This is a genomic window from Paenibacillus sp. FSL R7-0204, assembly GCF_038002225.1.
In the GTDB taxonomy this organism is placed as follows: domain Bacteria; phylum Bacillota; class Bacilli; order Paenibacillales; family Paenibacillaceae; genus Paenibacillus_AQ.
In genome coordinates this window covers 178,868-196,069 of record NZ_JBBOCA010000001.1, presented here as the reverse complement: position 1 = coordinate 196,069, position 17,202 = coordinate 178,868, and the positions used below count along the sequence as shown (strand labels likewise).

The window sequence follows — 17,202 nt, the reverse complement described above, 5'->3', positions numbered from 1 at the left end:
GACGAAAACAGGGACATAAAGCCAATTCTCTTGTCTCTACAGTCTATGTACTGAAGACAGCAGCGGAGAGGGCGTATACCCTTATCCGTACTAAAAGAAAATCAATATAGACGATAACAGGCTATCATGTTTAATTGTGCTGGTTTTGTGAAAGTAATATAATATAGGGTAGCGGTTTTTAACTGAAGGAGGTCCACCAACTCATGGCTGAACAAAATAACCCGCAAGTCAAAGATCGGGACATTGGCGTTGAAATGCGCGAATCCTTTATGGATTACGCAATGAGCATCATTGTAAGCCGGGCTTTGCCGGATGTGCGGGATGGACTTAAGCCTGTTCACCGACGCATTTTGTTTGCGATGTCGGAACTTGGTATGTCCTCGGATAAGCCACATAAGAAGTCAGCTAGAATCGTCGGTGAGGTTATCGGTAAGTATCACCCTCACGGTGACTCAGCAGTCTATGAAACAATGGTACGTATGGCACAGGACTTCTCCATGCGCTATATGCTTGTAGACGGTCATGGTAACTTCGGTTCCATAGACGGAGATATGGCGGCTGCAATGCGTTATACAGAAGCACGTTTGTCCAAAATCGCTGGAGAAATGCTCCGTGACCTGAACAAGGAGACCGTTGACTTCGCGCCCAACTATGACGGTGAAGAGAACGAGCCTGTAGTCTTGCCTGCGCGTTATCCCAATCTGCTGGTCAATGGTGTAGGCGGGATTGCGGTGGGGATGGCAACCAACATTCCTCCGCATAATCTCGGTGAGGTTATTGACGGTGTGCAGGCGATGATCAAGAATCCTGATATTACGCCTATGGAGCTTATGGAATATATTCAAGGCCCGGATTTCCCGACGGCTGGATATATTTTGGGCCGTGAAGGTATCCGTCAGGCCTACCGCACTGGACGCGGATCGGTTACCATGCGCGCGAAAGCGGTCATTGAAGAGAATAACGGCAAGGCCCGGATTATTGTGCATGAGCTTCCTTACCAGGTCAACAAGGCCCGGCTCGTGGAGAAGATCGCGGAGCTGGTTCGCGAGAAGCGCATCGAGGGTATTACGGATCTGCGTGATGAGTCTGACCGTAACGGAATGCGCGTAGTGGTTGAAATGAGAAGGGATGTAAATCCTAGCGTTGTACTTAACAATCTCTACAAGCATACTTCCATGCAGTCCACCTTCGGGATCAACATGCTGGCTATTGTCAACAATGAACCGAAGATTCTGAATCTGCGCGATGTGCTGTATCACTATCTGCAGCATCAGATCGAAGTTATCCGCCGCCGGACGATCTTCGACCTTAAGAAGGCGGAAGCACGGGCGCATATTCTGGAAGGTTTGCGTATTGCCCTGGATCATCTGGATGAGGTCATTGCTCTGATCCGCGCTTCACGCACAACCGACATTGCCCGGGAAGGTCTGATGGAGACCTTCAGTCTGAGCGTAGAGCAAGCCCAGGCGATCCTCGATATGCGGATGCAGCGCCTGACCGGTCTGGAACGCGAGAAGATCGAGAACGAATATAACGAGCTTTTGGCCAAAATTGCCGAATACCGTGAGATTCTGGCCAATGAGCATCTCGTGCTGGATATTATCAGCAATGAACTGCAGGAGATCCGGGATAAGTACTCCGATGACCGCCGTACAGAAATTACCGTTGGGGAAGAAAGCATCCTTGACGAGGATCTGATTCCGCGTGAAGAGGTTGTTATCACGATTACCCACACCGGTTACATCAAACGTCTTCCGGTCAACACCTACCGCAGCCAGAAGCGCGGCGGACGCGGTGTCATCGGGATGGACACCAAGGACCAGGACTTTGTGGAGCATCTCTTCGTGAGTAACTCCCATAACTACCTGATGTTCTTCACTGATAAGGGTAAGGTGTACCGGATTAAGGCCTATGAGATTCCTGAGCTTGGACGGACTGCCCGGGGAACGCCGATCATCAACCTGATTCAAATCGAGCAGGGCGAGAAGATCAGTGCGGTCATCCAGGTGGAGGAAGCGGACAGTGACAAATATCTGTTCTTCGCTACCCGCGAGGGAATTGTGAAGAAGACGCCTCTGGAAGATTACAACAACATCCGTAAGGGTGGTTTGATTGCAATCAATCTCCGTGAGGAGGATTCACTGATTGAGGTGAAGCTGACGGACGGTGAGCAGAATCTGATTATCGGTACTGCCCGCGGAATGTCGATTACCTTCTCGGAGAACGATGTGCGTTCCATGGGCCGCAGCGCTACCGGGGTTAAGGGGATCACGCTTGATTCCAATGACCATGTTATTGGCATGGACTGCGTAGATCAGGAGCTTGAGGTGCTGATCGTAACCACCAAGGGCTATGGTAAGCGGACACCTGCTGCTGACTACCGGTCCCAGACCCGCGGCGGTAAAGGTATCAAGACCATTAACCTTACGGATAAGAACGGACCGGTTGTCGGGCTGAAGGTCGTCAAGCAGGACGAGGACCTTATGATTATTACGACCAGCGGTACCCTGATCCGTACCAGTATGGACGGAATATCCACCATGGGCCGTTATGCGCAGGGCGTTAAGCTGATAAACATCCGAGAGGATGATGCTGTAGCTACACTGTGCAGAGCGGACAAAGAGGATGAAGAGCTGTCTGAGCATGAGGACGGCGAAGACATTCAAGGAGCTCTGGTAGAAGGCGATGGCGAGATTGAAGCTAGCCAGCCTGAAGCGGATGCGGTGGACGAAGACGACAGCCTAGAATAAGGATTGCAGGAGAGCATGGATTTCTGATGAATAGAAATCCATGCTTTTTTTATACCCTATCAACTGATGAACGGGGAATTCTCTATCTAGCCGCTTCCCGTGTTCCATACTATAATTAGAGAATTACAGGTGTCACCGACATAAAGGGGCTTAGGCTAATGCCAAACATATCCGTTGGAGAGATTAAAGCGGGTTCAAAGATTATAAAGGATGTAATTACTCCTTTAGGAGGAGTATTGTTCGGGAAGGGGAAGATTATTCTCCCCCGGGATATTGAGATTTTGCAGGCTTTTTTGATCGGACAGGTCGAGATTGAAGGGGCTCATGGGGAAGACAAACCGGCAGAGAGCGCTAAACCAGCAGTGAAGCAGCAAGCGGCCAAGACGGGTGCTCTGATTAATGAGTCGGTGCTGGCCAAGAGTAATTCTCCGCTTCACGATGAGTATGAGAAAATGCTGGTGCTCATCAAGCAAAGCTACCGTGCAGCGGCCGCAGCGGCCCTTCCGATCTTCGAACTGCGGAGTCAGCTGGAGCTGCTGATTACCCATTTGAAGGATTACCATGTCTTAAAGTTTGCGCCGCGTGTGCTATTTGACCAGGAATATAACTATCATAATGCTGTTTTGTCTGCCCTGACCTCCTATCGAATTGCCCAGTGGTGCGGATATCCGCAGAAGGACTGGATGCAGGCTGCTTTTGCCGGCTTGCTGCACGATATAGGTAACATTAAGGTTGACGAAGCGCTGCTGCAGAAGCCAACCCCTCTAAGCGGTGCAGAGATTGACGAGGTACGCAGACACACTACATACGGTTATCAGCTGCTCCGCAATGTTACAGCCATTAACGAAGGGGTTAGACTAGCAGCGTTGCAGCACCATGAGAAGATAGACGGTTCCGGGTATCCGCTTAGGCTGGATGGCAGCCAGATTCATTTCTACGCCAAGATTGTGGCAGTCGCCGATATCTTCCATGCCATGACGCTGGGAAAAGCCTATAGAAAGGCACAGTCGCCTTATCTGGTACTGGAGCAACTGCAGAAGGAGAGCTTCGGAAAGCTCGACCCGGTGATCGTACAGACCTTCATTCAAAAGACGACGGACTTGTATAACGGTACAAGGATACGGCTCAGCGATGGGCGCCACGGGGAAATCATCTTTACCGACCGTAACAACCCGACAAGACCCATGGTTCAGGTTGAAGGAAACATCGTTAATCTGATCAATGAACGGGAGTTACATATTCAGGAGATTATTGCTTAAGCATGCGGACAGAGGAGTAGAGCTATGCTAACTTGCTTGCCGGAGTATGACTGGTTAGGGAAAGCGTAGCTTTAGATAATAAATTTGAAATAAAAGCTTGCAATGATTGTCTATCCATGATATATTCTATTTCTGGCCGCGAAACATCAACGGCTGGCTCGAAAAAGAAGTTGAAAAAAGAGCTTGCATTGATCGGTTGGATGTGTTATATTATAAGAGTTGCTGGTGACGCGGTGAGCGGCGTTGACGACGAGCTTGATCTTTGAAAACTGAACAACGAGTGAGTACCTGGAAATCACTTCGGTGAGATCCAAATTAGAGAATGTAACAATTCTCGTCAGATGTTTCAAAATGAGCAATCGCTCTTTCTATACTGCAATCTCTTCGTCCGCTCAGCTGAGCTGGACCGAAGAGATTGCAGGTGACGCTTACTTCGTAAGCGTCCTAATTGGAGAGTTTGATCCTGGCTCAGGACGAACGCTGGCGGCATGCCTAATACATGCAAGTCGAGCGGAGTCTGAGAGGAAGCTTGCTTCCTTTCAGATTTAGCGGCGGACGGGTGAGTAACACGTAGGCAACCTGCCCTCAAGCCTGGGATAACTACCGGAAACGGTAGCTAATACCGGATAATTTCTTTTTTCTCCTGAGGAGAGAATGAAAGGCGGAGCAATCTGCTGCTTGGGGATGGGCCTGCGGCGCATTAGCTAGTTGGTGGGGTAACGGCCCACCAAGGCGACGATGCGTAGCCGACCTGAGAGGGTGAACGGCCACACTGGGACTGAGACACGGCCCAGACTCCTACGGGAGGCAGCAGTAGGGAATCTTCCGCAATGGGCGCAAGCCTGACGGAGCAATGCCGCGTGAGTGATGAAGGTTTTCGGATCGTAAAGCTCTGTTGCCAGGGAAGAACGTCCGGTAGAGTAACTGCTGCCGGAGTGACGGTACCTGAGAAGAAAGCCCCGGCTAACTACGTGCCAGCAGCCGCGGTAATACGTAGGGGGCAAGCGTTGTCCGGAATTATTGGGCGTAAAGCGCGCGCAGGCGGTTATTTAAGTCTGGTGTTTAAACCTTGGGCTCAACCTGAGGTCGCACTGGAAACTGGGTGACTTGAGTACAGAAGAGGAAAGTGGAATTCCACGTGTAGCGGTGAAATGCGTAGATATGTGGAGGAACACCAGTGGCGAAGGCGACTTTCTGGGCTGTAACTGACGCTGAGGCGCGAAAGCGTGGGGAGCAAACAGGATTAGATACCCTGGTAGTCCACGCCGTAAACGATGAGTGCTAGGTGTTAGGGGTTTCGATACCCTTGGTGCCGAAGTTAACACAGTAAGCACTCCGCCTGGGGAGTACGGTCGCAAGACTGAAACTCAAAGGAATTGACGGGGACCCGCACAAGCAGTGGAGTATGTGGTTTAATTCGAAGCAACGCGAAGAACCTTACCAGGTCTTGACATCCAACTAACGAAGCAGAGATGCATCAGGTGCCCTTCGGGGAAAGTTGAGACAGGTGGTGCATGGTTGTCGTCAGCTCGTGTCGTGAGATGTTGGGTTAAGTCCCGCAACGAGCGCAACCCTTGACTTTAGTTGCCAGCAGGTGAAGCTGGGCACTCTAGAGTGACTGCCGGTGACAAACCGGAGGAAGGTGGGGATGACGTCAAATCATCATGCCCCTTATGACCTGGGCTACACACGTACTACAATGGCCGGTACAACGGGAAGCGAAGCCGCGAGGTGGAGCCAATCCCAGCAAAGCCGGTCTCAGTTCGGATTGCAGGCTGCAACTCGCCTGCATGAAGTCGGAATTGCTAGTAATCGCGGATCAGCATGCCGCGGTGAATACGTTCCCGGGTCTTGTACACACCGCCCGTCACACCACGAGAGTTTACAACACCCGAAGTCGGTGGGGTAACCCGCAAGGGAGCCAGCCGCCGAAGGTGGGGTAGATGATTGGGGTGAAGTCGTAACAAGGTAGCCGTATCGGAAGGTGCGGCTGGATCACCTCCTTTCTATGGAGAATCGTCTTCTGCAATGAAGACATTCAAATCTTAAATCTAGCCTGTCGGCTAGTTACTCACTCGTTGGTCAGTTTTGAGAGCTCAAACTCTCAACCGGCTGTAACTTCGATCGTCACTGTTGTGATCGACCCGAACTTACAGCAACTTGATCCTTGAAAACTGGATACCGAAACGAATTTGCGTTTTAGAACATTCCTTTAAGCTGAACTTGTGTAAACAAGTTTCAATATTTTAGTGATGCTAAGTGAAGGTTTTTGATTGTGCAAACAAGCAAAACACCGGAACGTTGGTTAAGCTATTAAGAGCACACGGAGGATGCCTAGGCGCCAGGAGCCGACGAAGGACGTGGCGAACAACGAAACTGCCTCGGGGAGCTGTAAGCAAGCTTTGATCCGGGGGTGTCCGAATGGGGAAACCCAGCTGTGGTAATTCGCAGTTACTCGTATCTGAATACATAGGATACGCAGAGGCAGACCAGGGGAACTGAAACATCTAAGTACCCTGAGGAAGAGAAAACAATAGTGATTCCGTCAGTAGCGGCGAGCGAACGCGGAACAGCCTAAACCAAGGGGCTTGCCTCTTGGGGTTGTGGGACGTCTCACATGGAGTTACAAAGGAATATGGTAGGCGAAGAGGTCTGGAAAGGCCCGCGATAGAGGTAAAAGCCCTGTAGCCTAAACTGTGTTCTCTCCGAGACGGATCCCGAGTAGTGCGGGGCACGTGAAACCCCGTATGAATCCAGCAGGACCATCTGCTAAGGCTAAATACTACCTGGCGACCGATAGTGAAACAGTACCGTGAGGGAAAGGTGAAAAGCACCCCGGAAGGGGAGTGAAATAGAACCTGAAACCGTGTGCTTACAAAAAGTCAGAGCCCTCTTTATGGGTGATGGCGTGCCTTTTGTAGAATGAACCGGCGAGTTACGTTTAACATGCAAGGTTAAGGTGAGAAGCCGGAGCCGCAGCGAAAGCGAGTCTGAATAGGGCGACTAAGTATGTGGACGTAGACCCGAAACCGTGTGATCTACCCCTGTCCAGGGTGAAGGTGCGGTAACACGCACTGGAGGCCCGAACCCACGCATGTTGAAAAATGCGGGGATGAGGTGGGGGTAGCGGAGAAATTCCAATCGAACTCGGAGATAGCTGGTTCTCCCCGAAATAGCTTTAGGGCTAGCCTCGGTGAATGGAGTGGTGGAGGTAGAGCACTGATTGGGTGCGGGGCCCGCAAGGGTTACCAAGCTCAGTCAAACTCCGAATGCCATTAACTTCTTGCCGGGAGTCAGACAGTGAGTGCTAAGATCCATTGTCAAAAGGGAAACAGCCCAGACCATCAGCTAAGGTCCCCAAGTGTGTGTTAAGTGGGAAAGGATGTGGAGTTGCACAGACAACCAGGATGTTGGCTTAGAAGCAGCCACCATTGAAAGAGTGCGTAATAGCTCACTGGTCGAGTGACTCTGCGCCGAAAATGTAACGGGGCTAAACACACCACCGAAGCTATGGCTAGATGCTTTGCATCTGGGGTAGGGGAGCGTTGTATGTGGGTTGAAGGTGTACCGTAAGGAGCGCTGGACAGCATACAAGTGAGAATGCCGGTATGAGTAACGAAAAGATCAGTGAGAATCTGATCCGCCGAAAGCCCAAGGTTTCCTGAGGAAGGCTCGTCCGCTCAGGGTAAGTCGGGACCTAAGGCGAGGCCGAAAGGCGTAGTCGAAGGACAACAGTTTGAAATTACTGTACCACCGTAATCCGCTATGAGCGATGGGGTGACGCAGGAGGGTAGTGACGCGGACTGATGGATGTCCGTCTAAGCAGTGAGGCTGGTGTGTAGGCAAATCCGCACACCGCACAGGCTGGGCTGTGATGGGGAGCGAAAATTACAGTAGCGAAGGTCATGATCTCACACTGCCAAGAAAAGCCTCTAGTCAGGAGAAGGTGCCCGTACCGCAAACCGACACAGGTAGGCGAGAAGAGAATTCTAAGGCGCGCGGAAGAACTCTCGTTAAGGAACTCGGCAAAATGACCCCGTAACTTCGGGAGAAGGGGTGCCTCGGTAGGGTGAATAGCCCGAGGGGGCCGCAGTGAAAAGGCCCAAGCGACTGTTTAGCAAAAACACAGGTCTGTGCGAAGCCGCAAGGCGAAGTATACGGGCTGACGCCTGCCCGGTGCTGGAAGGTTAAGGGGAGCGGTTAGGAGCAATCCGAAGCTGTGAACCGAAGCCCCAGTAAACGGCGGCCGTAACTATAACGGTCCTAAGGTAGCGAAATTCCTTGTCAGGTAAATTCTGACCCGCACGAATGGCGTAACGACTTGGGCGCTGTCTCAACGAGAGATCCGGTGAAATTTTAATACCTGTGAAGATGCAGGTTACCCGCGACAAGACGGAAAGACCCCATGGAGCTTTACTGCAGCTTGATATTGAATTTGGGTACGATCTGTACAGGATAGGTGGGAGCCGTAGAGGCAGGAGCGCAAGCTTCTGCGGAGGCGCCGTTGGGATACCACCCTGATCGTATCTAGGTTCTAACCTAGTGCCCTCATCGGGTACGGGGACCGTGTCAGGCGGGCAGTTTGACTGGGGCGGTCGCCTCCTAAAGAGTAACGGAGGCGTTCAAAGGTTCCCTCAGAATGGTTGGAAATCATTCGCAGAGTGCAAAGGCATAAGGGAGCTTGACTGCGAGACCTACAAGTCGAGCAGGGACGAAAGTCGGACTTAGTGATCCGGTGGTACCGCATGGAAGGGCCATCGCTCAACGGATAAAAGCTACCCTGGGGATAACAGGCTTATCTCCCCCAAGAGTCCACATCGACGGGGAGGTTTGGCACCTCGATGTCGGCTCATCGCATCCTGGGGCTGAAGTAGGTCCCAAGGGTTGGGCTGTTCGCCCATTAAAGCGGTACGCGAGCTGGGTTCAGAACGTCGTGAGACAGTTCGGTCCCTATCTGTCGTGGGCGCAGGAAATTTGAGAGGAGCTGTCCTTAGTACGAGAGGACCGGGATGGACGTACCGCTGGTGCATCAGTTGTTCCGCCAGGAGCATGGCTGAGTAGCTACGTACGGACGGGATAAGCGCTGAAAGCATCTAAGCGTGAAGCCCCCCTCAAGATGAGATTTCCCAGTATGTAAGACCCCTTGAAGACGACGAGGTAGATAGGTTGGAGGTGGAAGTGCAGCAATGCATGGAGCTGACCAATACTAATCGGTCGAGGGCTTATCCAAAATCTACAACGCAGATTCGTTTCGGATTCAGTTTTCAGGAATCAATTTCCTGAAGCATTTACGCTGTAAATGCCCGTTTGGTGGCGATAGCGGAGGGGTTCCACACGTACCCATCCCGAACACGACCGTTAAGCCCTCCAGCGCCGATGGTACTTGGACCGAAGGGTCCTGGGAGAGTAGGACGTTGCCAAGCACACATGAGCCATTGTCGAATCATCGACAATGGCTTTTTTGTATATCCGCGTATATAAAAAGCGGGAAGGGATAGGGTGTTTTAGTATAAAAACGCTTACAAACGAGTGACATTTTTGTTACCGACGAGGCGATGGTTCCAAGTATAATGGAAAAGTGCAATAAATAAGCAAAAGCCTTAATACGAATGAACTACGTATAAATTCTATCTTGGAATTTTCTTGCGTCTTTAGATGCATGGTAGAGGTAAGGAGGATTTAAGGTATGAAGCGAACTCAACCTTTGTGGATATTAGTTATTCTTTGTATAGTCGGAGTAATGCTGGCGGGTTGCGGAACGAAGGAGCCGGCATGGGAGACTTTTAACGGTGCACTTAATGAGGAAGACTTCCCCGTTCCCAAAGAGGCAAGCTCACCCGACAGAACAACTACAAACGTAGCCATGGACTATGTACGGTACTCTCTGCCTGGGTTGAAGGAGAAGAATGGCGTGCCGGAGCCTTATCTTGCAGCAATTAAAGCGTGGGGCTGGGAAGAGCAGAAACAGAAAGCAGACGATTCCGGGAGCTCCCGTGTTTTTCAGAAAGAAGGACTTATTGTACATCTGACCGTGCATGATGACTATTTCATCGTGATGATTCCGAAGGAAAAGAAGGTCACAACCAAAAGCTTGAAAAACAGATAAAAAATCGCCGTCCGGTTATGGATGGCGATTTTTTTGAAAGATAAGAATTTATATGTTTTGGGGTCCCCGCAAAGTACCTGAGTCATCACCTACGCTAAAGCCCCACTTTGTGGGGTTATTTTGTGTGCATGCTTGGCCGCTTAAATACAGCGCTATGTATATCTGGTTGGGATTACTGGGCGTAATAGGAGGCATCTGCCGCATTAAACTTGAGCATCCCGTCTTTGGCTACACTTTTTAACCGCAGCAGCGCATACAAACGGGGGAGCAGCAGCCACAGGTGGCATACCGCCAGCGAAGCCGTGAAGGCGGGCGGAGCCCAGACGATGAAGAGTGCGGCTATACAAAGACCGATCCAGAGGTTATGCAGCTGTACGGTGCGGAAGATGCCGTAGTTGATATATTGATCAGGCATGTAACCGGGCCAGGGCAGACGCAGGGACAATCTCCAGCGTTTGGCGATAGGGTGTCCGCTAATCAGCAGCACAGAGCGTGAGATGACATACTGAATCCACAGCATGACAGGTCCGGCTATAATCATGAACAGGATACTCAGCCAGGATAGAAAGACACTTTCGAGCACAAGGCATATAAAGGGGAGGGTGATATAGACCCGCAGCAGGAAGTCTGTAATAGTAATTTTTTTGATAAGCTTGTATTGATAGAATGTAGCGGCACCTTTGGTGTTTGGTTCCATACCTGGAATTCGGACCTCCTCGCAAGTTATCTTGTTATTATTATCGGCCTGTTCCTGTGTTTTATTAAACAATGGACTCAGATTCACCGAATGGGTAGCAGGCGAATATATATATTTTAGGCTATGAAGGATTAGGAAAAAACTATGAAAAGGTTTAAAATGATAGAAGGTGTACCATACTGTTCTTAAAAGAGTCAAGGTGGGATGAAAATGGAACAGCAAACCGGGCAGGCCTGCATTATCTGCGGGCAGGAAAAGGAAGAAGGCATTGTGATTGTCTCGCATTTCATCTGTGAGGACTGTGAGAGTGAGATGGTGCGTACGGAGGCTGAGGATGTGAAGTACAACTTTTTCATTAGCCGGATGAAGAAGATCAATCTGCGTATGCATGCTTAATGCACGAATTGCAATACCTGTAACAAGCAACATATAAAGAGCGGGCGGTGAATCTGTGTCGCGTTGGCTGCAAATACAAAGTTCTTCTTAACGGCTTCTCCGCCCTGACCGGGTGAGGGGAGCCGTTTTATTGCTTGTGGGGCCCTTTGCGGAATTGATAGGCGTTTGGGTATATTTGCGTTAAAATAGATGGTAACCCCCAGGGAAGGAAGATTCTATGGACAAGCTACAGCCTGGCAGGGCACCTGTATACGAAATGCTGGAACAATATAGACTTAAGGGTAATATATCTTATCATGTACCGGGTCACAAGAACGGGGAGGCTTACCGGAGTACTGTCAGTGCAGAGAGTGCGGGGTATCTCGCGGAAGTGATGCGTTACGATGTGACGGAAATTAACGGAACGGATGACCTTCATCATCCGGAAGGGGTAATAAGAGAAGCGCAGGAGCTGGCCGCAGACTGTTTTGGAGCGGAGGAGAGCTATATGCTGGTGGGCGGCAGCACCGCGGGTAATCTGGCTCTGATCCTGACGGTCTGTTCTGAGCCCGGAAGCTTGCTTCTTTTGCAGCGCAACGTCCACAAGTCTGTAATCCATGGACTGATGCTGGCAGGAGCGCGTGCAGTCTTCCTGGAGCCGGAGATTGATCCGGGCAGTGGACTCGCCGTGGCTCCGTCTGCTGAGACGGTGCAGGCGGGGCTGAATGCCTATCCGGAGGCAGTAGGCGTCCTGGTCACTATGCCGAACTACTATGGCATGGGCATTGACCTTGCGCCCCTCGCGCAGGCCTGTCACACCAGCGGCGTGCCGCTGCTGGTGGATGAGGCGCACGGGGCGCATTACGGGCAGCACCCGGCGCTTCCGGACGGGGCGCTTGCGGGGGGCGCGGACGGCGTGGTGCAATCCACGCATAAGATGCTGACGGCGCTGACGATGGGCGCCATGCTGCATGTGCAGGGGCCATGGCTTGACCGCGTGCTGCTGCGGCAGCGCCTGGCCATGGTGCAGAGCTCCAGCCCATCATACCCCGTGATGGCTTCGCTCGATCTGGCCCGGCGCCTGCTGCACAGCCAGGGCGCCGGTGCCTTCACGGCGGGGCTCGCCGCCGTGGATGTCCTGCGGCGCGGCCTGGCGGCGCTGCCGCGCTTCGGGCTGCTGCAGCCGGCCTCGCTGCAGCAGCCTGTCTGCGGCGAGGCGGGCGCCGCAGGAGTGAATACGCCGCCGCTGCGCGGGGCGGCGTACGTGACCCAGGACCCCTTTAAGGCGGTCATTTATGACGCCGCAGGGGTCCTGGGGGGCTTCGAGCTGCAGCGCAGGCTCGAAGAGAGGGGAATCGTGCCGGAGATGAGCGATGACCGGCACGTGGTTCTGGCCTTCAGCCTCGGCTCGAAGGCTGAAGAGGCAGCGGAGCTGCTGACAGCGCTGCATGACATTGCAGCGCAGACTACCTTGGCAGCACCGCAGACAGGCGGAACCGCAGCCTCCTCAGACCTTAATCTTACTGCTGGCGCTGATCCTGTCACTGGTCTTGAACCTAGCGCTGGTGCTGATCCTGTGACTGCCCGTGAACCTGGCGCTGGTTCTGAACCTAGCGCCGGATATGATCATATCTCTGATCTTGACCCTGTCTCTGGTCTAGATCTTACCGCTGGACCTGGCCGGTCTACTTACATGGACACCGCAGCTCCTGCTCCCCAAGGCGGAGAATCCTTCTCCAGTACATGGACCGCAGCCCAGGCAGCGTCATATAATAGCAGAGAAGGGGACTCAGCCTTCTCTGGTAACATTTCCACGTGGAACAATTTCGATATTCCAGCAGTATCGGCTCCGGTCGCGTTCTCTACCCGGCCGGTGGTTGCCGGTGAGACAGAGAGCATAGAGCTTGAGGCAAGTGCGGGCAGGATTGCGGCAGAGATGGTTATTCCCTATCCGCCAGGCATTCCGCTCCTATATGCCGGAGAGAGCATTACAGCGTCCGTCTGTGACAGGCTTATCCGCCTGCGAACAGGCGGGGCGAAATTCCAGGCCTGTGCTGATCCGGCCTTACAGCATATTAAGGTATACAACATTCAGAAGGGCGGAGAAGTATAAGTGAAGCGAGAAGGATTCTTCATTACTCTGGAGGGAGGCGACGGCTCCGGCAAAACAACTGTACTAGGCAGGGTGGCAGCTTATCTGCAGAACCATTCCATGCCCTATTTAATCACCCGTGAACCGGGAGGGATTGAGATTGCCGAGAAGATCCGCTCTATTATCCTCGATCCGGCGCATACGGCTATGGATGCCCGGACAGAGGCACTCCTGTATGCGGCAGCAAGAAGCCAGCATCTGGCGGAGGTAGTCGAGCCTGCTCTGCAGGAGGGAATTACCGTGCTCTGCGACCGTTTTGTAGACAGCAGCCTGGTCTATCAAGGGTACGCCAGAGGGCTGGGCATCGAAGAGGTGTGGGGGATTAACCGGTTTGCGACTGGCGGGAGAATGCCCGATCTTACCTTTTACCTGGATGTAGATCCTGAGGTGGGCCTGTCCCGGATTGCCGCCAATCAGAACCGGGAAGTGAACCGGCTGGATCTGGAGAGCCTTGAGTTTCATCAGAAGGTGAAAGCTGGCTATGAGCTGGTTACAAGTTCCGATCCGCAGCGGATTGTGGTGCTTGATGCGAATCGCCCTATCCATATGGTGGAGCAGGATATTGTACGTGTACTGAAGGAGAGGATATTAAAGGATTTCTAAGGTGTTTTGTCAAATAAACAATAGAGGTATAATGATTGAACAGGGCTTCGCTGCAGATTGATGAATGCTGTGCGAAAAGACTGTGAACATAACTAACAGGAGGGGATACGAAGATGAATTTGATCATTGCAATTATCCAGGATAAAGACAGCAACCGGCTATCCAGTGAACTGGTGAAGGCGAACTTCCGTGCCACCAAGCTGGCCAGTACAGGCGGATTTCTCCGTGCGGGTAACACTACCTTTTTAATTGGGGTAGATGATATTCAGGTAGACGCCGTACTCAGTGTAATCCGTAACAGCTGCAAAGTGCGCGAGCAACTGGTCACTCCGGTCACGCCGATGAGCGGCACGACAGATTCTTATTTGCCGCTTCCTGTCGAAGTGCAGGTAGGCGGAGCTACCGTATTCGTACTTCCCGTCGATCGTTTCGAGCATTATTGAGCATAATGAAGATCAACCCGGGCTACAGGCCCTTAAAAAGCGAAATGCTGACCACGGAGGCTGAGAGACGGCCGGTCCAGCAAAAAAACTTCAACGATGTATTTCAACAGCAAAGCCAGCAGAAAACTATAGATGAGTTGAACCGTCAGATTAAAGATATCCAGTTGCAAGGAGACCGGCTCTCCAAATCCATGACTGTACGTGAGCTGTCGATCTACCGGAACCTGATCAAACGGTTTCTGGAGGAGACGGCCCGCCGCGGAGTGATCCTGAAGGACACCAAAGGCTGGGACCGGCGGGGCCGCGGCAAACGCTACAAGCTGCTTGAGGAGGTTGATGCCGCCCTGCTGAATATGGCAGATGATCTGCTGGATAGCGAGCAGGGCCGGATCGACCTCCTGGGACGGGTTGGAGAGATCCGCGGGCTGCTGATTAACCTTTCTTTCTGACAACTTGGAGGTACCTATGTCTTTTCATGAACTATTAGGCCAGGAGGACGCCAAGCGGCTGCTTCAGAATGCCTTGCGCAAGGATACTGTCAGCCATGCCTATCTGTTCACGGGCCCGGCAGGCAGTGGGCAGGTGAAGATGGCACTGACGTTCGCCCAGGCGATATTCTGTACTGCCAGCAAGGATGATGCCTGCGGAGAGTGTCTGGAATGCCGCAAGGTGGAGCATGGCAATCATCCTGATCTAACCCTGCTGCGTCCCGACGGGGCCAGTATTAAGATCGATCAGATTCGTGAGCTTCAGCGTGTCTTTTCCTACCGCTCGGAAGGGATTAATCCGAAGGTTTATATTATAGAAGGAGCGGACAAAATGACGGTGCAAGCCGCCAATAGTCTGCTGAAATTTCTGGAGGAGCCGCCTGCCCCGGCGGTTGGCATTCTGATCTCGGATAACAGCAGTTCCCTGCTTCCGACGATCCAGTCCAGAACCCAGCGCATTCCGTTTAGCCCCCTGCATCCGGATATTATGCTGCAAGCGTTGTCCGGCGAAGGGGTTCCGGTGCCGCTGGCGCGATGCGCAGTATCGCTGACGGCCGGTCTTGACGGCTGCAGGGAACTTTTGGCACAGAATTGGTTTGCAGAAATGAGAAATCTAGTGTTACAATTAGCGAAGGAGTCTCTGGGCAAGGGCAGCACTGCGGTGGCAACCGCAGGTTCGAAGCTGTTCAAGACCGGACTTGGTGAACATTTGGATACTCTATTCAGCATGTTCCACTTATGGTTCAAAGATATGCTCTACTTCCTGTACCGAAAGCACGAAAGTATCGTTTTCATAGATCAGTTAGACTTTATTTCGAGGGCTGCCCGTCAGAGGAGTACGCAGCAGTGGGTGGCTTATATGGAATATGCGGCGGAGAGCAAGCGGAAGCTTCGTTCCAATGCCAATGCCCAGCTGTGTCTGGAGCAGTTTTTAATCCGGCTGGAAAGCTAAAGGTTCGGGTTATTTATCATAGATCCTCCGGGATATAATCCTCAGCACCTGGAAAGATCGGGTATAGCGGACAAGGAAGGACAAGCATGGATCATCAGGGAAGCAGTCTTGCTTAAGGGTTCCTTTACCGTCAAACAAGGGGGTTAATTTTTGTACAGCGTAGTAGGTGTCCGCTTCAAAAAAGCGGGTAAAATATATTATTTCGATCCGCTTGATTTCCCGATTGAACGCGATCAATGCGTAATTGTTGAGACTGCAAGAGGGGTCGAATACGGTAAGGTTGTCGTTGGCAAAAAAGAGGTGCAGGAAGCTGACGTTGTACTGCCGCTCAAGAAAGTCATGCGTATTGCCGGCGAGACCGACGCGCGCGTGGTGGAAGAGAACAAGGGTGCAGCGAAGGATGCTTTTACCACCTGTTTAAATAAAATCCGCGATCATGGCCTCAAAATGAAGCTGGTGGATGTGGAGTTTACGTTTGACCGCAACAAGATTATTTTTTATTTCACGGCCGAGGGCCGTGTGGATTTCCGCGAGCTGGTGAAGGACCTGGCCAGTATTTTCCGTACCCGCATTGAGCTCCGGCAGATTGGTGTGCGTGATGAAGCCAAGATGCTGGGCGGATTAGGCCCATGCGGACGGGTGCTCTGCTGCTCCTCCTGGCTTGGTGATTTCGAGCCGGTGTCCATCAAGATGGCGAAGGATCAGAATCTGTCGCTTAACCCGACCAAGATCTCGGGATTATGCGGACGGCTGATGTGTTGTCTGAAGTTTGAGCATGATAATTATGAGAGCACGAAGGAAGAAATGCCGGCTGTAGGCAAAATGGTCGTTACTTCACTGGGTGACGGCAAGGTGGTCGGTATCAATGCCGGCAGCCGCACGGTTCATGTGCAGCTGTTTGAAGTGGGCAAAGTTAAAGAACTTCCAATGGATGATGTTGTCGTCAAGTAAACCATTATAAGGTTACTTTCGGGGTGGAAACTTGGAGAAGAAAAATATATTTGCACACATGCAGGAGATGGAAGCGCAGATGGATGAAATGCGCACCACTCTGGGCGATTGGAAGCAGACGGTCAAAGAGCTGATGGAAGCGAATCAGAAGCTGAGTCTGGAGAACGAGCAACTTCGTATCATATTGAAAAGGGAAGCGCCTGTAGATAAGGCCGCGCTGTCTGCGGAGGCGGAGGCTATACTTGCTGCCGAAGGGAAAGAGGAGGTTGTCGGGGAAGGCTACGATAACCTGGCCCGGCTGTATCACGAAGGCTTCCACATCTGCAATGTCTACTTTGGGCATTTGCGGACGGAAGGCGATTGTCTGTTCTGCCTTTCTTTTCTTAATAAATGAGGATATCCAGCCGTAGGAGATTGTCGCCTACG

General features: G+C 52.0%; 12 protein-coding genes and 3 rRNA genes. 14 read left to right on the top strand and 1 reads right to left on the bottom strand.

Annotated features, from left to right (window positions below; all coding sequences use genetic code 11):
* Positions 1 to 203 precede the first annotated feature (203 nt).
* The 6 genes from gyrA to MKX42_RS00935 all read left to right on the top strand — a co-directional run bounded on the left by gyrA (position 204) and on the right by MKX42_RS00935 (position 10,115).
* The gene (gyrA, locus tag MKX42_RS00960; RefSeq protein ID WP_340750504.1) at positions 204 to 2,750 is read left to right on the top strand and encodes a DNA gyrase subunit A; all 2,547 of its coding nucleotides are present in this window, start codon (positions 204 to 206) and stop codon (positions 2,748 to 2,750) included.
* Positions 2,751 to 2,908: 158 nt separating this feature from the next.
* Positions 2,909 to 4,009: an HD-GYP domain-containing protein gene (locus MKX42_RS00955; RefSeq protein WP_340750502.1), complete on the top strand. Its 1,101-nt coding sequence runs from the start codon at positions 2,909 to 2,911 to the stop codon at positions 4,007 to 4,009.
* Positions 4,010 to 4,454: 445 nt separating this feature from the next.
* Positions 4,455 to 6,015, top strand: a 16S ribosomal RNA gene (locus tag MKX42_RS00950).
* Positions 6,016 to 6,312: 297 nt separating this feature from the next.
* Positions 6,313 to 9,239 (top strand): 23S ribosomal RNA (locus MKX42_RS00945).
* Positions 9,240 to 9,315: 76 nt separating this feature from the next.
* Positions 9,316 to 9,432: ribosomal RNA gene (gene rrf, locus MKX42_RS00940) — 5S ribosomal RNA — on the top strand.
* The 16S, 23S and 5S rRNA genes sit together here, the layout of an rRNA operon.
* Positions 9,433 to 9,695: 263 nt before the next feature.
* Positions 9,696 to 10,115, top strand: coding sequence for a hypothetical protein (locus tag MKX42_RS00935; RefSeq protein WP_340750500.1), 420 nt, complete (start codon positions 9,696 to 9,698; stop codon positions 10,113 to 10,115).
* 172 nt (positions 10,116 to 10,287) lie between these two features.
* Here MKX42_RS00935 and MKX42_RS00930 read toward each other — a convergent pair whose 3' ends face one another.
* Positions 10,288 to 10,812, bottom strand: a complete 525-nt coding sequence (locus tag MKX42_RS00930; protein WP_340750498.1) for a hypothetical protein — start codon at positions 10,810 to 10,812, stop codon at positions 10,288 to 10,290.
* A 210-nt stretch (positions 10,813 to 11,022) separates the two neighbouring features.
* Between MKX42_RS00930 and MKX42_RS00925 the strand changes: the two genes are divergently transcribed.
* The 8 genes from MKX42_RS00925 to yabA all read left to right on the top strand — a co-directional run bounded on the left by MKX42_RS00925 (position 11,023) and on the right by yabA (position 17,170).
* Positions 11,023 to 11,208, top strand: coding sequence for a sigma factor G inhibitor Gin (locus MKX42_RS00925; RefSeq protein WP_036696352.1), 186 nt, complete (start codon positions 11,023 to 11,025; stop codon positions 11,206 to 11,208).
* Positions 11,209 to 11,425: 217 nt separating this feature from the next.
* Positions 11,426 to 13,300, top strand: a complete 1,875-nt coding sequence (locus MKX42_RS00920; RefSeq protein ID WP_340750496.1) for an aminotransferase class I/II-fold pyridoxal phosphate-dependent enzyme — start codon at positions 11,426 to 11,428, stop codon at positions 13,298 to 13,300.
* On the top strand, positions 13,301 to 13,942 hold the full coding sequence (gene tmk / locus MKX42_RS00915; protein WP_340750494.1) for a dTMP kinase: 642 nt from the start codon (positions 13,301 to 13,303) through the stop codon (positions 13,940 to 13,942). It begins immediately after the preceding gene.
* Between the two features lie 113 nt (positions 13,943 to 14,055).
* Complete coding sequence (locus tag MKX42_RS00910) at positions 14,056 to 14,385, top strand: cyclic-di-AMP receptor (RefSeq protein ID WP_036723983.1); 330 nt, start codon at positions 14,056 to 14,058, stop codon at positions 14,383 to 14,385.
* 5 nt (positions 14,386 to 14,390) lie between these two features.
* A complete protein-coding gene (locus MKX42_RS00905) occupies positions 14,391 to 14,834 on the top strand; it encodes a YaaR family protein (RefSeq protein ID WP_036723982.1) in 444 nt (147 codons plus the stop codon).
* A gap of 16 nt (positions 14,835 to 14,850) precedes the next feature.
* Positions 14,851 to 15,825 (top strand): DNA polymerase III subunit delta', encoded by a 975-nt coding sequence (holB, locus tag MKX42_RS00900; RefSeq protein ID WP_340750492.1) that lies wholly within the window; start codon positions 14,851 to 14,853, stop codon positions 15,823 to 15,825.
* Between the two features lie 150 nt (positions 15,826 to 15,975).
* Complete coding sequence (locus tag MKX42_RS00895) at positions 15,976 to 16,776, top strand: PSP1 domain-containing protein (RefSeq protein WP_036696365.1); 801 nt, start codon at positions 15,976 to 15,978, stop codon at positions 16,774 to 16,776.
* 31 nt (positions 16,777 to 16,807) lie between these two features.
* Positions 16,808 to 17,170: a DNA replication initiation control protein YabA gene (yabA, locus tag MKX42_RS00890; RefSeq protein ID WP_036723981.1), complete on the top strand. Its 363-nt coding sequence runs from the start codon at positions 16,808 to 16,810 to the stop codon at positions 17,168 to 17,170.
* Positions 17,171 to 17,202 lie beyond the last annotated feature (32 nt).

What these genes read in the sequence shown, in the direction of transcription:
- gyrA (WP_340750504.1), top strand. Translation starts at nt 204, where the DNA reads ATGGCTGAACAAAATAACCCGCAAGTCAAAGATCGGGACATTGGCGTT.
- MKX42_RS00955 (WP_340750502.1), top strand. Translation starts at nt 2,909, where the DNA reads ATGCCAAACATATCCGTTGGAGAGATTAAAGCGGGTTCAAAGATTATA.
- MKX42_RS00935 (WP_340750500.1), top strand. Translation starts at nt 9,696, where the DNA reads ATGAAGCGAACTCAACCTTTGTGGATATTAGTTATTCTTTGTATAGTC.
- MKX42_RS00930 (WP_340750498.1), bottom strand. Translation starts at nt 10,812, where the DNA reads ATGGAACCAAACACCAAAGGTGCCGCTACATTCTATCAATACAAGCTT.
- MKX42_RS00925 (WP_036696352.1), top strand. Translation starts at nt 11,023, where the DNA reads ATGGAACAGCAAACCGGGCAGGCCTGCATTATCTGCGGGCAGGAAAAG.
- MKX42_RS00920 (WP_340750496.1), top strand. Translation starts at nt 11,426, where the DNA reads ATGGACAAGCTACAGCCTGGCAGGGCACCTGTATACGAAATGCTGGAA.
- MKX42_RS00910 (WP_036723983.1), top strand. Translation starts at nt 14,056, where the DNA reads ATGAATTTGATCATTGCAATTATCCAGGATAAAGACAGCAACCGGCTA.
- MKX42_RS00905 (WP_036723982.1), top strand. Translation starts at nt 14,391, where the DNA reads ATGAAGATCAACCCGGGCTACAGGCCCTTAAAAAGCGAAATGCTGACC.
- holB (WP_340750492.1), top strand. Translation starts at nt 14,851, where the DNA reads ATGTCTTTTCATGAACTATTAGGCCAGGAGGACGCCAAGCGGCTGCTT.